The sequence below is a fragment of the Aquimarina longa SW024 genome (assembly GCF_001401755.1).
Classification (GTDB): Bacteria; Bacteroidota; Bacteroidia; order Flavobacteriales; family Flavobacteriaceae; genus Aquimarina; species Aquimarina longa.
The window spans coordinates 421,922-437,680 of sequence record NZ_KQ474100.1 but is presented as its reverse complement, the minus strand read 5'-3'; the positions used below and the strand labels follow the sequence as shown (position 1 = coordinate 437,680).

Annotated in this window: 12 protein-coding genes; 7 read left to right on the top strand and 5 right to left on the bottom strand. The window is 30.5% G+C overall.

The features are described 5' to 3' along the window. Positions 1-90: 90 nt before the first annotated feature. The 4 genes from tnpC to N456_RS14400 form a co-directional block, all read right to left on the bottom strand. Complete coding sequence (tnpC, locus tag N456_RS14415) at positions 91-831, bottom strand: IS66 family transposase (protein WP_062058608.1); 741 nt, start codon at positions 829-831, stop codon at positions 91-93. 8 nt (positions 832-839) lie between these two features. Beyond that, a complete protein-coding gene (gene tnpA / locus N456_RS14410; protein ID WP_062058605.1) occupies positions 840-1,250 on the bottom strand; it encodes an IS66 family insertion sequence element accessory protein TnpA in 411 nt (136 codons plus the stop codon). 249 nt (positions 1,251-1,499) lie between these two features. Next, positions 1,500-1,847: a hypothetical protein gene (locus N456_RS14405; protein ID WP_062058602.1), complete on the bottom strand. Its 348-nt coding sequence runs from the start codon at positions 1,845-1,847 to the stop codon at positions 1,500-1,502. Beyond that, on the bottom strand, positions 1,844-2,035 hold the full coding sequence (locus N456_RS14400; protein ID WP_062058599.1) for a hypothetical protein: 192 nt from the start codon (positions 2,033-2,035) through the stop codon (positions 1,844-1,846). The genes N456_RS14405 and N456_RS14400 overlap by 4 nt, the downstream gene beginning before the upstream one ends. 320 nt (positions 2,036-2,355) lie before the next feature. Here N456_RS14400 and N456_RS14395 point away from each other — a divergent pair, with 320 nt between their 5' ends. The 7 genes from N456_RS14395 to N456_RS14365 all read left to right on the top strand — a co-directional run bounded on the left by N456_RS14395 (position 2,356) and on the right by N456_RS14365 (position 13,843). Next, positions 2,356-2,874 (top strand): RNA polymerase sigma factor, encoded by a 519-nt coding sequence (locus N456_RS14395; RefSeq protein WP_158447896.1) that lies wholly within the window; start codon positions 2,356-2,358, stop codon positions 2,872-2,874. A gap of 55 nt (positions 2,875-2,929) precedes the next feature. Further along, positions 2,930-3,886 (top strand): FecR family protein, encoded by a 957-nt coding sequence (locus N456_RS14390; protein ID WP_158447895.1) that lies wholly within the window; start codon positions 2,930-2,932, stop codon positions 3,884-3,886. 87 nt (positions 3,887-3,973) lie between these two features. Next, on the top strand, positions 3,974-6,664 hold the full coding sequence (locus tag N456_RS14385; protein ID WP_082422540.1) for a TonB-dependent receptor: 2,691 nt from the start codon (positions 3,974-3,976) through the stop codon (positions 6,662-6,664). A 4-nt stretch (positions 6,665-6,668) separates the two neighbouring features. Continuing rightward, entirely contained in the window at positions 6,669-7,472 is an 804-nt protein-coding gene (locus N456_RS14380; protein WP_148639333.1) for a DUF4249 family protein, read from the top strand. A gap of 176 nt (positions 7,473-7,648) precedes the next feature. Then, positions 7,649-8,521, top strand: a complete 873-nt coding sequence (locus tag N456_RS14375; RefSeq protein WP_062058584.1) for a hypothetical protein — start codon at positions 7,649-7,651, stop codon at positions 8,519-8,521. 450 nt (positions 8,522-8,971) lie between these two features. After that, positions 8,972-11,776, top strand: a complete 2,805-nt coding sequence (locus N456_RS14370) for a bifunctional aconitate hydratase 2/2-methylisocitrate dehydratase (RefSeq protein WP_062058581.1) — start codon at positions 8,972-8,974, stop codon at positions 11,774-11,776. Between the two features lie 441 nt (positions 11,777-12,217). Continuing rightward, positions 12,218-13,843: a tetratricopeptide repeat protein gene (locus tag N456_RS14365; protein ID WP_082422539.1), complete on the top strand. Its 1,626-nt coding sequence runs from the start codon at positions 12,218-12,220 to the stop codon at positions 13,841-13,843. Between the two features lie 575 nt (positions 13,844-14,418). Here the strand turns inward: N456_RS14365 and N456_RS14360 are convergent. Then, complete coding sequence (locus N456_RS14360; protein ID WP_062058575.1) at positions 14,419-15,759, bottom strand: DUF3526 domain-containing protein; 1,341 nt, start codon at positions 15,757-15,759, stop codon at positions 14,419-14,421.

Genomic DNA, 15,759 nt, shown 5'->3' with positions numbered 1-15,759 from the left:
AGAGTATAAAATAGCTGCTTTCTGTGCTGCTTTGTGAGATCCAGAGAATAAATAATTCTTTCTCCCCAGGGCTAACGGTCTAATCGTGTTTTAGACTAAGTTGTTATCAATTTCAAAACGACCATCGGTAATATATCTTTTCAGTTTACCCCATAATTTTAGTGTATATCCAATTGCTTTTCCGATGGCGCTTTTAGGAAGTACAATAAGAATTTGCTCTTTTAACCAATTCTCTAATGTACTTAAGACGGGAACTGCATATAATTTTCGATAGCGTTTTCTTTGCTCAAAGCAACTTTCCCGCTCTCTGGTTTTTCGTTCCATAGCATACAACCTTTGAGTCTGTTCTAATACATAAGTGGCTCTGGAGGCATCATTATCCAGTGCTTTTTCAAAATATCGCCTTGCATGCGCCATACATGCTAGTAAAGTCATATCTCCTTTAGTGTTTAGGTTTATATACCCAGAATATCCATCAGTTTGAATCCCTCCGTTATACTCTTGTAATAATTCTTCAGGTACCTTTCTAGATCTGCTAGGAGCATATTTAAATAGAACTAACCTTTCTATCGGAGCATGGTATACCCAATGATAGCCCATATGAAGTTTTCCTTTTTTAGCAGTATCCTGAACTCCTATTGGTGACTCATCCACCTGAAGGTAGCTACTTTGTAAAAGTTGTTTTTGTAAGGTATCATATAATGGCTCTAATAGTTTAGTCGTTGCATTAAACCGACTACAAAGTGTTCCTCTACTAATATCAAAGTTTTGACTTTTGAATATTTGTTGCTGTCTGTAAAAAGGTAGGTGATGTACAAATTTACTGACCATAATATGCACTAATAAGCTCCTGCATTTCCTTTTGGAATAGAAAACGATCCGATAACAATCTTTTGATCTTCTGGAAATATATATTTAGGACGCACTATTTTTCTAACATAAATGTTTGAAGGGTTATATTCCAATATTTCGGTAATCTCTTCTCCAATCTTAGTCGCTCCAGGCACTCCATTAGGATAATGAACCTCAATAGGTACTGTTTTAGAAACTACTTCTTCCTTAATAGAACCAGAAACTTCTATAGGAATAAAAACGGCATCTTTTTTTGAAATTGTTTTCTTGGATTCTGGAAAATCAATCCTGAATTGCCTATTCCAGTATTTCATAATACCATAATTGATACCACGTTTATAGCCATATTCCTTTAAACTCAAAGAACTTTTTCTCCAGTTCTTTAAAATGGAATACATCTCTTGGTTGTTTCTTTTTGCATACCACAAAACTAAAGCCTAAAACAACGTTGTACAAGATGCAGTTTGCCGAACGGTTACAGTTTTTCAATAAAGAAACTTATTCTGCTATTAATTTATTACATAGAATAGATATCTAATCGATTTTATGTAATAAAACGATCTAGAAGAACGCGACCTACTAAAATTTTCTGAAAAAGAAAATACATGTCATAAAGCAAATGTTAATAATATAAAACATAGAAGTATTTAATATTCTGACGGGTATAGTTTTAAATACTTTGTATCATAAGGAAATGAAATCTCTTGGTATTTTTTATTCTTATGCCCACAATATTTATTGACAACACACCCTCCGCATTTTTCAGGTTTAATTTTATCAATTGCAAAAGGTTCTTGTTTAGCGCTAATAATTTTTTTTATACTGGTAAAAGACTTTTGAAAAACATCTTCATTATCAGCATCTAAAACTATCTTTTTGGTACAAACTTTATGTATGTAAGGTATATCTTTTTTGTAATCGTAATACCAATAAATTAAATAGCCATACTTTAAATCAAATTCCGTTATAGATTTCAAATAAGTTAATAATTTCAATAAGTTGCCAATAAAGCTTTATATTCTGTCATAAACTCTAAAATTTCTTCTAAATATTCTATCAAAAAGTTTGAACTCTGAGGGTTCGGGCTCACAAGTTTAAAGCTACTGATAATCAGTGGCTTTTCTTGTTTTAACCCCCTTTGTGTTCTTCTTTGGGTATATGTTGCTTTTCCGTTTTTAGTCATTTTTAATCAAAAAACAGTAGATTTGTTAGACAATTGTTAGACAATTTTTTAAATATGATTGAAGCTGAAATAATAGTAATTACTAAAAGAAAGACGAAAAAGAGTTATCCGATAAAAATTTGAATATATTCCAATAGAGAGTATAGGCATGTTGAATTAAAAAAATACCATCAAAACAAAATACTGAAAATAGATAATGAAATAGCTGAAAGATCAATTTCATTAGAAAAAAATGTGAAGCGAGAGTAAAATGCAACAGAAAAGAATTTTGAACGTTTTTTTATTTAACTTAGTTATCTCTACATATTACGCCAACTTATTTGAATAAAAAAATCACATCCAATTCCATCAAAGAGACCAAATTCTCCAATTTGTTTGATAAACATTATAATAGACTGTATAGTTATGCCTTTAAAGTTTTAAAAGATACTGATCTTTCTGAGGAGTTGGTTCAAGAAACATTTATTAAATTTTGGGAAAAATTTGAGTCCATCAAAGAGTCTGAACGTTCTATAGAATCATTTTTAATTACAACACTCAAAAATAAAATTATAGATGAGTATAGAAAAAAACAAACTAGGGAAAAACATACTAATTTATATGTTCTTAATACAAGTCTTGAAACTCAGATTGATAAACAATGGGAATTAGTAAAGCGTATTGATGATATTTATATGACTCTTGAACAAAAAACAACAGATATTTTCAAATTATCGAGAGATAAAGGTTTGAGCTACAAAGAAATTTCTAAACAAAAAAATATTTCTATAAAAACGGTAGAGCTCCATATTTCAAAGGCTTTAAAAGCTTTTAAAGAAGGTTTAAAAGACTACTTTTAAGAGAAAAAAACGTGTTTCCGATAGGGAGATGCCACTCGGCATACGTCTTATAGCTATGGAGCATTTTAAAATTACAGAAACCGAACTTTGGGAATATATCTCAAAAAAGGCTGATGATATAACGATTCAAAAAATAGAAAAATGGATGAATTCTACAGATTTTGATGAAGATTTATTTATCAAAATGTCTACTATCTATAATCACACTTCTAAAGAAGATCCATCTGTTGAACAAGCAAAAAAACGTTTCTTTAATACGATCAAACCAAAAACGGCAATTTGGAAAGGAATACTAAAGTATGCAGCCATATTGATTGTAGTAATCTGTGGAACGTATTTTTACAGTACTACATTCTCAAATAAAAATGAAATAGTTGTACAGACAACTTTTGGTGAGCAACGGAGCTTTGTACTACCAGATGGTTCCAAAGTTTCGTTAAATGCTTCGAGTAGATTAACCTATGATTTAGAAACGCCAAGAACTTTATATCTAGAAGGAGAGGGTTTTTTTGAAGTTGTAAAAGATACACTAAACCCTTTTACAGTAACTACATTAGATCATATTACAGTAACAGCTTTAGGAACCAGTTTTAATGTAAAGTCATATACAGATGCTATAATTACAGAAACAAAATTACTTATCGGTAAGGTTAAAGTAACTTCTGATATACAGTTTAAAGAAAGCATAGTCATGATTCCTAGTGATAAAGTAACCTTTTATAAGAATACTAAAGAAGTAATGAAATCCAAAATGGATCTTAATGAGTCTAGAATTGCTTGGAAAGAAGGAAAAATACAATTCGAAAACAAAACCTTTAGAGAAATAGCAATTGACTTAAAAGCACATTTTGGAAAACAAATCCACTTTAAAAATAAAAGTATCGCAACTACTAAATTTACAGGTTCTTTTAATACTACAACTCCTATAGATGAGATTTTTGAAATACTTAAAATTTCAAAAGATTTTACATATAACCTAAATACGAAAACAAATGAGTGGATAATAGAATAAAAAAAGTGGGAAAACTGCCATTTTCCCACTATAAATGCTAAAAAAATCTAATCGCAAAATCAGTATAAATTAACAATATTCAAATTTATGAAAATAAACCTTTTTGGAGGCATGCCATGTCCAAAAAATAGTTTTAGAAAATCTGTTTTTTTAATGAAATTATCCTTCTTTTTTTATATAGTTTTTTGTTTTCAACTCTTCGCATTCAATGGGTTTTCTCAAAACAGTATTACACTAAAGGAAGAGAATAGTTCTTTAAAATCAATACTACATCAAATTGAAGAACAGACATCTTATAACTTTATTCTAAACAATGATGTGATCAATGTCGATCAAAATTTTAGTATTGAAGTTGTAGAAAAAGATGTAGCAGAAACAGTTGCATTACTATTTGAGAATTCTTCAATTTCTTATAAAATCAAAAAAAATCATATTATTCTCTCTAGAACTAGAAAGAAACCTAGCGATTTTACAGTTAATGGAATCGTTACAGATGCAAGTACTGGCGAAACACTTTTGGGTGCTAGTATTATTATTAAAAATAGCAACAAAGGTGTATTTACTAATGAATATGGTTTTTATTCTATAACATTAGCTAAAGGAGATTATATTTTTAAAATTTCATATTTAGGCTATGCCACCAAAGAAATTCCTGTTCAGTTAAATGATAATATAAACCTAAAAATAGAATTACAACTCTCTTTAAATGAGTTAGAAAAAATCATCATAGAATCCAATCAGAATACTAAAAGTCAAGTGCAATCAATTCTGGGAGGAACTTCTAGTATGACTGGTGCAGAAATAAAAAAATTACCTGCTCTTTTAGGTGAGCCAGATATTACAAGAGCAATATTAACACAACCAGGAATTAGTAGTGTTGGTGAAGGAACTAGTGGTTTTAATGTAAGAGGAGGAAATATAGATCAAAATTTAATTCTACTCGATGAAGCTCCCTTGTATAATTCGTCACATTTGTTTGGTTTTTTTTCTATTTTTAATGCGGATGCAATTAAGGTAATGAAATTGTATAAAGGTGGAATCCCAGCGCGTTTTGGAGGTAGAGCATCATCAATACTAGAAATCAGACAAAAAAATGGAAACTCAAAAAAAATTAAAGGAGAAGGTGGATTAGGGCTATTGTTTTCCAAATTCACTTTAGAAGGACCTATTAAGAAAGATAAAATAAGTTTTCTAGTTTCTGGAAGACGATCATATTTTGACTTGTTTTTTCCACTCTTTAAAGATATTCGGTTTAAAAAATTTCATTTTTATGATCTTAATACAAAACTAACTTGGAATATTAATAAAAATAATACCTTATATGCCTCAGGTTTTTTTGGTGCTGATGTGATTCGATTCGAACAAGAAACTCGTAGTACGCAAAGTGATAGCCCAAAAGTTATCGCAGATTCTGGCTGGACCAACACGACAGCTACCTTACGATGGAATCATATTTTTTCTAACAAGTTATTTGCTAATATCACTGGAGTTTATAGTAATTATAAGTTCGGTTTGTGGATAACAACCAATATTGAAGACAGTTTTAATTCCAATTTTAAAAGAAGTATTGAAAATTGGATTGTTAAGCCTGATTTTACCTATTATCCAAACCCTACTACAAAAATTAGATTTGGCTTGCACAACACACTTTATCATTTCATTCCTGAAATGAAAACTTCGAGGTTTGATCTATCCACAGATCGACAAAAAGCGCTAGAATCGGCCATTTACTATAGTATAGAAAAACAATGGAAGAAATTATCTTTACATACAGGTCTTCGCTTTTCTTGGTTCGCTAATTTTGGAGCAGCAACAGTTGCTCGCTATAATCCAAATTTTCCTCAAACACCTAGTACTATTATAGGGACACGAGATTACAAAAAAAATGAAATAATCAAAAACTATTTTGGTGTAGAACCTCGACTTTCCTTAAAATATGACCTTAATGAGAGAGAAGCCTTGAAAATTGGGTATAATAGAATGTTTCAATACATCCATTTAATATCTAACCAAGCCGTGTCCTTACCTACTGATACCTGGAAACCTTCTGGTCCATATATCGAACCCTTAGAGGTAAATCAATTTTCTGTAGGCTATGCACATGATACTAATAGTGGAAAGTATAATTTTTCGGTAGAAACCTACTATAAAACATTCGATAATATTGTAGAATATAAGAATGGTGCTAGGGTCGGAGTTATCAATAATATAGAAACCGAATTAATGCCAGCAAAGGGTTTTTCTTATGGATTAGAATTGGCAGCCTATAAAAATAAAGGGAAATTAACCGGAAATGTAAACTATACCTATTCGGTATCAAAACGGAAAACAGAAAGTAGTTTCTCTTCAGAACAAATTAGTAACGGGGCTTATTTTCCTTCGAACTTTGATAGACCTCATCTATTTAACATTACTGCGAATTATAACGTATCTAAAAAATGGAAGATAGGTATGTTTTTTACATATCAAACAGGAAAACCCTATACTCAACCTAATGGAAGAATAACTTTTGATGGAGACTCATTCGTCACTTATTCTGGAAGAAATGGATTCAGAATTCCAAATACCCATAGAGCAGACATTTCATTTACCTACACACCAACAGGAAACCCTAAAACCAATTGGAAAGGAAGTTGGAATTTTGGCGTATATAATGTGTATGGTCATAAAAATGCATTTTCAATTAATTCCATTTTCATAGATGGTAAAATAGAAACAGGACAAACCTCTTTGATAGGGGCTCCTGTTCCCTTTGTTTCTTATAATTTTAAATTTTAGAAAAATGAAATATATATATAAATATATCGTATTTGTTTCCTTAAGTGCTTTAACAACTAGCTGTTTTGACGAAATTACTCCAGATTTTGAATTTAAAGAACAGGTATTTATTTCTGGATTATTGACTAGCGACAAAGGGGCTGTGTCCGTTCAAATTCAAAAAACAGTAGCAATAACCGATACCACTTTTAGTGCTGTAAATGACGCACAAGTATCCTTATTTACCAGAGATACATCGAATACCATCTCCTTAATCTCGGATTCATTTACGATAAATAATGGTAAGTATACCACATCTGATAACATTACACCAATCATAGGAAATACCTATTGGATAGAAGTAAAATTGAAGGACCAAACCGTACTTAGATCGGAAGAAGAAATTTTAAACCCACCAATACCGATAGTAGACATGGTAAAAAAAGGTAATACGATTCGAATCACTTTTATAGATCCAATTGAAGAAGAAAATTTCTACTTTATTCGTGTAGATATTTTTAGAGATGAAGTCTTAATTTCTAAAAACCTAAACTTATTTGACGATAGACTAACAAACCAAAACTCAGAAAAACTTCTTATAATTGATGATGTAAATGAAGGGGATAGGGTTAGAACGACTATCTATAACCTGAACTTCAATACATTTCAATTTTATAACAATATATATACGAATCCAAATGATCCTATACTATCAGTTATTGTATTACCTACAAACTCTCTGGGCAATGTTACTAATATAGCGACTGATGAATTAGTACTAGGCAATTTTGGCATAGCAGGATTTAGTACCATGACTATGGATTTCTAAGTTATTATCATTCACATATACTTTTTATAAACGAGTTGGGGTACTACTACCTTGATCATACTCGTTCATTTTTAATAATCAACACCGTATTAATTTTATAAGTATCTAAAATAAAAGGGTTTGCATTTATTTAGATGCCCCCATTTAACTATTATAAACAATAAAAATAAACAATTATGAAACGTTATTTTACCTGTATAACAGCACTTATTGTATCATTATCTTTTACCAGCTGCGACTCCGATGATACTAATTCACCTTCGAACACATTTGATCAAATTTCAGATATTGCTAAATTTTATGGAAATTTAGATGGAGAGATTGTAGTCATTCATGCTCAGGGAGGTCCGAGTGTTAAACTAGATGATGATAAGACATCAAATGAAACGGTAATTGAACTAGGAATTCAATCAGCATTATATGTAATGGTGCATCAAGTACAAACAAAAAATCCAATGCTATTCACAAGTTCAGATATTACTTTTGAACAAGCAAAACAATATGATTTACAAAGTATTTCTAATATGAAACGTGTTGTTGATTTTTTTAAAAATCAACAAGGAAAAACTGTCTATGTACTTGGGGTTTCATTTGGTTCTTTCATTGTCCAAGAATTAATAGCTACTCATGGAGTTGATGTTGCTGATGGCTATCTTATATTAGGGAATCGTCTAAATGTCGATAATGATGTTTGGCAACTTCTTAGTGAAGGAAAATTTTTAAAACATGTCTATGATAATGATGGCAATTATACCATTGAATTAGAAAATGATCCTGATAATGATACCATAGAAGAAAGAAATATGGGAAGGTTAATTGCTGGGTTCGCATTTAATCGATATACTGATAAACTCAATAGCGTTTCAAGCCTTTCTAAAGTAACCTATGTCTATGGTGATAGAGATGAGGCAGCTGGGGCGCTTTCTGCTCAAGAAATTCAATTTTTAAATGATAAAGGTGCAAATGTAATAGTGGCTGAAGGTGCAAGTCATGATGAAGCGATATGGAAAGGAGTAGGGCTATTAAAAAAAACATTTGGGATACAGTAAGTTGAACAAACAAAACTGGTTATAACAAAATATAGATTTCTAAACTAACCATCCAATAAATATATACTTTTTATAAACTAGTCTAGATAATTAATTACCCTGATTGTATCCTTATTAGTTTTTAAGATTAATTTTTTTTAATAGCTTAATTTAATGTTATTAAGTGACTTAGATCACATTTGAAGAAATTGAATTTTTAAAGTCTAAAAATGTGAACATAATCTTAGAAAGTAGAGGTTGTGATAAATCTATTAATGATTTTGTTGTTCTATTTTATAATAGTGCGTGTTATTGTTGATAGTTTTGTGTTCAATCATGCTGTTAATGAATACGAGATTTTTTATAGTATTTAGAAAAATACACTATACTGGTATAAATTAGGGTAATTGTTTATTTTTGTTCCTGAATAGAAAACCAAGAAGTCTTACTTCTAACTAAAGGCGAAATTTTATGAGCATATACAGTGAATATCTTAAAGAGATTGAAGAAAGAAAAGATCAAAAACTTCACCCTAAACCAATTGATGATGCGGAATTGTTAAGGGAAGTCATTGAACAAATCAAAGATTTAACTAATGAGCACCGATCCGATTCTATCAATTTCTTTATTTACAATGTATTACCAGGAACTACAAGTGCTGCTGGCGTAAAAGCTAATTTTCTAAAAGAAATTATTCTTGGTGAATCCAAAGTAGAAGAGATTTCACCTGTTTTTGCCTTTGAGCAATTATCACACATGAAAGGAGGACCGTCAATTAAGGTGTTATTGGATTTAGCACTAAGTGATAATGTAACTACTGCTAAGGAAGCAGCAAAGGTTTTAAAGACACAAGTTTTCCTCTATGAAGCAGATATGGAACGTTTAGGGGAGGCTTATAAAGATGGTAATGAAATCGCTAAAGAAATTATTGAAAGTTATGTTCAAGCTGAATTTTTCACAAAATTACCAGAGATAGAGGAAGAGATTAAGGTTGTTACATATGTTGCTGGTGTAGGAGATATATCAACAGACTTACTATCTCCTGGTAGTGATGCTCACTCCAGATCAGACCGTGAGTTACATGGTAAGTGTATGTTCGAACATAACATAGAACGACAAAATGAACTTTTGGCTTTACAAGAAAAGCACCCTGATAAAAGAGTAATGTTAATTGCAGAAAAAGGAACAATGGGAGTTGGATCTTCAAGAATGTCTGGTGTTAATAATGTTGCTCTTTGGATAGGTAAACAAGCAAGTCCATATATACCATTCATAAACATTGCTCCAGTTGTTGCTGGAACAAATGGAATTTCTCCAATTTTTCTCACAACTGTTGGTGTAACTGGAGGGATAGGACTCGACCTAAAAAATTGGGTTAAGAAAAAAGATGCTAATGGAGAAACAGTTGTTGATGAAGACGGAGAACCTATTTTAGAACAAACTTATTCTATTGATACAGGTACTGTACTTACAATAAATACTAAAGAAAAAAAGCTTTATAAGGATGGTAAGGTATTGAAAGATATTTCTGCTGCATTTACGCCTCAGAAAATGGAGTTCATGAAAGCAGGTGGCTCTTATGCAATTGTATTCGGTAAAAAATTGCAAGCATTTGCTGCAAAGACTCTGGGTGTTGTCATACCACCTGTATTTGCGCCATCCAAAGAGGTTTCTCATCAAGGACAAGGGCTTACAGCAGTAGAGAAAATATTTAATAAAAACGCAGTTGGTACTTCGGGAGCAATATTACATGCTGGTTCTTACGTTCGAGTAGAGGTGAATATTGTAGGTTCTCAGGATACAACGGGTCTTATGACCTCTCAGGAGCTAGAAATGATGGCGGCTACAGTGATTTCACCAATAGTAGATGGCGGTTATCAGTCGGGCTGTCATACTGCTTCTGTATGGGATTTAAAAGCGCAGGAAAACATTCCAAGGCTGATGAAGTTTATGAACGATTTCGGTCTTATTACAGCTCGTGATCCTAGAGGAGTATATCATTCAATGACAGATGTAATTCATAAGGTACTTAATGATATTACCGTTGATGATTGGGCTATTATTATAGGTGGTGATTCTCACACAAGAATGTCTAAAGGCGTTGCATTTGGTGCTGATTCTGGTACTGTTGCGTTAGCATTAGCTACTGGTGAAGCAAGTATGCCAATTCCAGAATCAGTAAAGGTAACTTTTAAAGGAAAAATGAAAGATCATATGGACTTCCGTGATGTGGTTCATGCTACTCAATCCCAAATGTTAAATGAATTTGATGGAGAAAACGTATTCCAAGGTAGAATTATTGAAGTTCATATTGGTACGCTTCCTTCTGATCAGGCTTTTACTTTTACAGACTGGACTGCAGAAATGAAAGCTAAAGCTTCTATCTGTATTTCTGAGGATGATACCCTAATTGAATCACTCGAAATAGCAAAGGGAAGAATCCAGATTATGATCGATAAGGGTATGGATAATGAAAAGCAAGTACTACAAGGCCTTATAGATAAAGCAAATAATAGAATTATTGAGATTAGATCAGGGAAAAAACCGCCATTAACTCCTGATGATACTGCTAAGTATTACGCAGAATTTGTGGTTGATTTAGATATCATTGATGAACCAATGATTGCAGATCCAGATGTACACAATGAAGATGTTTCAAAACGTTATACACACGATACTATTCGAGAGCTTTCTTATTATGCAGGAAAGAAACATATAGATCTTGGTTTTGTTGGCTCCTGTATGGTTCATAAAGGAGACATTAAGATTGTTTCCAAGATGCTGAAAAACCTAGAACAACAACATGGTAAAGTTGAGTTTAGTGCTCCTCTTGTAGTGACAGCTCCAACATATAATATTATAGATGAACTCAAAAAAGAAGGAGATTGGGAGGTGTTACAGAAGTATTCTGGGTTTGAATTTAATGATGTAGCTCCTAAAAATACAGCACGTACAGAGTATGATAATATCTTGTATCTTGAAAGACCTGGTTGTAACCTATGTATGGGTAATCAAGAAAAAGCAGAAAAAGGAGATACTGTAATGGCTACTTCTACACGTCTATTTCAAGGACGTGTTGTAAAAGATTCAGATCGCAAGAAAGGAGAATCATTACTAGCATCAACACCAGTGGTAGTTCTTTCTGCAATTCTTGGTAGAACACCTACACTTGAAGAATATATAGCCGCAGTTAAGGGGATCAAACTGACTCAGTTCGCACCCCCACTTAAGAAAATGACTTCCAGTCCAATGTCCGGTCATAAGATTTCTTATTAAGTTTTTAAACACTAATTAGATTTAAGTTATGTCTAAAGACATTATAATTTTTGATTATATAAAGTTTAAACTTGAGGACTAGACGATTATGTATATGTTTAAATGATAGTAATTTAAAGAATATAACTGCAGAAATAGAACAATTTTTAACAAAGAAAGGCTTAAACATCAAAAGAAAACATGTTTATATGAATTTTTACATTTATCAAATGCAATAAAACATTTTAGATAAGAAGTTTCTGAAACAATACTGAAAAAAATACAATTATTCAGATAATATTAAAGATGGTTATTGAATAATATATTAGAAGGTAATGTAGATAATATAAATGCTAGAAAATGTTTAGGATAACTCAGTTTTTTAAAACAAGAATTATCTAAAACATACTTTTTAAAACTAGTTTATTATATTACACCAAATTCATATTATAAATAATTTTAATGCTTAAGTTCGCATCACTTTTTTTAATATCTATTATGCTATTTCATGATACAATACAATCACAGTCTATTGTAAGAGATTCAGTAGGAATAAAAAAAGTTAAGAAACTAGAAAAGGCGTCACAAGCTATATATAGAACAGGGAATTTTGAATTATATAAACAGTATGTAGATTCTCTACAAATATTAGCAAAAGAATATAATCTTTTAAAAGAAGAAGTCTTAGCTGTAGTAGGGCAAGGTATTTATTATAGTAATCTAGATATGTATGATGAATCCCTTAAAAAATACCTTGCTGCATTAGATATCGCAAAAGAATTACCAGAAAATTCTAAAACAAGAATTATTATTTTGGCTAATTTAGGTAATATATATAATAACCTAGGGCAATATGATAAGGCTGAGCAAACCTTTAAGAAAGTTATAAGGCTAGCGAAGAATCACAAAAATCCTGAACACGTATTGATTGCTTCATATAACGCTTTGGGAATTACAGCGATGCATCAAAAAGAATATGAAAAATCATTACTATGTAGTCAAAAAGTTTATCGTTTTGCTACAGACTTATCTAGGAATGATATGAAAATAAAAGCGTTAAACAATATTGCAGATGCGTATATAAAATTAGAAAAATATCAAAAGGCTATCATTAATGCTAAACAAGCATTAAAATTAATAACAAAAGAAGAATCGATAAAAGGTAAAGTAAGTTCTTATTTACATATTGGGGTATCATACATTAGACTTCATAGACTTTCAGAAGCAATTGATATACTTACAACTGCTCAAGAAATTGCCAAGAATAACCAATTATTGAGTTTAGAAATGTACGTTCATGAACATCTTGCAGAAGTTTATGAATTAAAAGGTGATTTTAAAAAAACCGTAGAAGAACATAAAAAATATATGGTATTAAAAGATTCTTATTTAAATACTCTTTCTGAAGGTAAACGTATTATAGCCGAGAGAGAGCTTAAAGAGCAGACAACTTTCTTTAAAAAACAAAAAAAATCATTAGTAAAGCAAAATAAGAAAATCATTATTTTTGGTTCTGTACTATGTGTTATTCTTATTGTCGGTATATGGGGATATTTTTTCAATAGAAAAATTTCTTTAGAAAAAGAATCTACTAGCTTATTACAATATAAAGAGCTTTTGGAAAACGAAAACCAAAGCCTTAGATCCAAGCTTAATACTATAATGAAAAGAAATAATGAAAGTATTATAGCAACATCAATATCTGATAGGTCTGTAAAGTACCAAAACTCTTCATTAAGCTCTGAAAATAGAGATATATATGCAGAGCGAATATTAAAATATATGGAAGAACAAAAGCCATATTTAAATGAAGATTTTAAGCAATCTGATTTAGCCAAAGCATTACAAATGAATATCCCTCAGGTTTCTGAAGTTCTAAATGTATGTTTTCAAAAGAATTTCAATAATTTTTTAAACTTATATAGAATAAATGAGGTTAAAGAATTAATGAAAAACCCAAATTATGAAGAATATAAAATTGTAGCTATCGGCTACGAAGCAGGTTTTAAAAGTAAAACATCTTTCAATAGAGCATTTAAAAACTTAGTAGGGATAACACCTTCAGAATACAGAAAAAAGAGTACTTAAACCTTTATTTATAGGTTTAAAATTATAATTTGAAACGTTTTTACTAACATTTATACATAGTTTTGACAAAGAAAAAATGAATTCTCCTTATTAAAGAAAATTCGGTTTGTTGATACAATAAAAACAATAATTTTCAGGAATAATCTGGATTATACTTATACTATATTTTAATGACTCAGGAGATAAAGAAAAAAATCATAGAAATTCTTAGCAGGGGAACTATTCAATGACAAACGATGGAGAATGTTTTTAATGGATGTGAAAACATGAACTTTGATGCTATAGATTCTCCTGATCTATAGAGTAACGAGTCTTAAAAATATATTTCGTGATTGTTTAATAAATAGCTCAATTAGTTATCATTAGATTTTATTGCTTTCCAAATACAGACTAATTTCTTCTAAATATTCTCTAAAAAAAAGTTTGATTTTAATAGGCTCACATTAAGTTATACTGATAGCAGTATAGCTTAATGTAAGCCTATCATCCTGTAATAATATAGGACTTATAGATAAAAGTGTAATTCTAACTGTTACGCTCACATAAAAAACTTAGTTAATATAAATAAGAATAGTTCATATTTTTCTCAAATTTAAAAATGTTAAAAAAGAAATGAGTAGTGTAATAAATAATAAAGAGTAGATTGATTTCCCCCAATTTATATGATTCTGTATTAAAGCTATTTTTGGCTTGAATTTACTCCAATCTTCATTTTTAACGAGGTAGTTTTCAAATATTTTAGGATAAAAATATAGCCTCAATTCTTCATGGAATTTATCCAGATGATCTAAAAACTGCATATGATTGTTTAAATCTGTTTGTGTAATTTGATTAAACATCAATTGAGTATGCATTGTAGGTATGATAGTCGCTATTGTCTGACTGATGCTTTCTCGTAACAATATTTTCTCTTTCATTTCTTTGCTAGATTCTCTAGATTCATCATCACCCATTTGTTGCATCCCATAATACCATAGCCAACTAAATTTATCTTTAGGAACTGGATACTTTTTATATTGTGGATAATGGGCAAAAAAATTATCCATAGTTACTTCTTTTGCCTCGTCCCATTTTTCGTGATACCCATCTCGTTGTTCTATCATTGTGCGTAAAGCTTCCGGAACAGGATATGTATTCATAACATAGTTATTTACAATAGCAGGAAATAGTATCGTTAATGTTATCCAGACAGAAAGTAATGCTAAAGCATTAAAGCTTGAGTTTTTTTGAAAAGAAACTACAAGAAAACATAAAGATGTCCAAAATGCTAAATAAAAAACACTTATACTAATGAATGCTAATAACGCTTCATTAATTGGGATTTGTAAAATACTGATGGCTAATAAAAATAGTACGATTAATATCATATATAAAAATAGTACTCTTATGGTTAATTTTTTATAAAGAAAATTAACAGTAGAAGCTGTCTGAGAAGCTATTAACCGCCATGTTTTACGTTCTTTTTCTTCAGAAAATAAATTAAATGTTAGTGCAATGAGTACTAATGGAAACAAGTAAATAATTACAAATCCTAAATCTAAATTTCCTGATAATAAAAGAGAAGGATTTTCAAAATCAGTATCGTATTTCTGACCTTCAAGTCCTCGTATTGTAACAGTTTGTATAGAAGGATTTACATCTCGCTGACCTATAGAAAGCCCTGTTAAATTATTTGGTTCTTTAATTAAAGAAAAACGTAAATAGTAAAGTAATAATCCAATATCATCATTATGATACATTACATTTCTCTTAATACTTTCTTTCTGAAATAACTCAGCCTCTGAAATAGCTTTTTCTTGTTTCTGGATAAATTGCTTTCCCAAAAGAATACTTATTAAGCCTACTCCCATAAGAAGAACAATTGAAATAATTGCTATTTTGGATCGAATAAAAGATTTAAATAATATAGAATACAT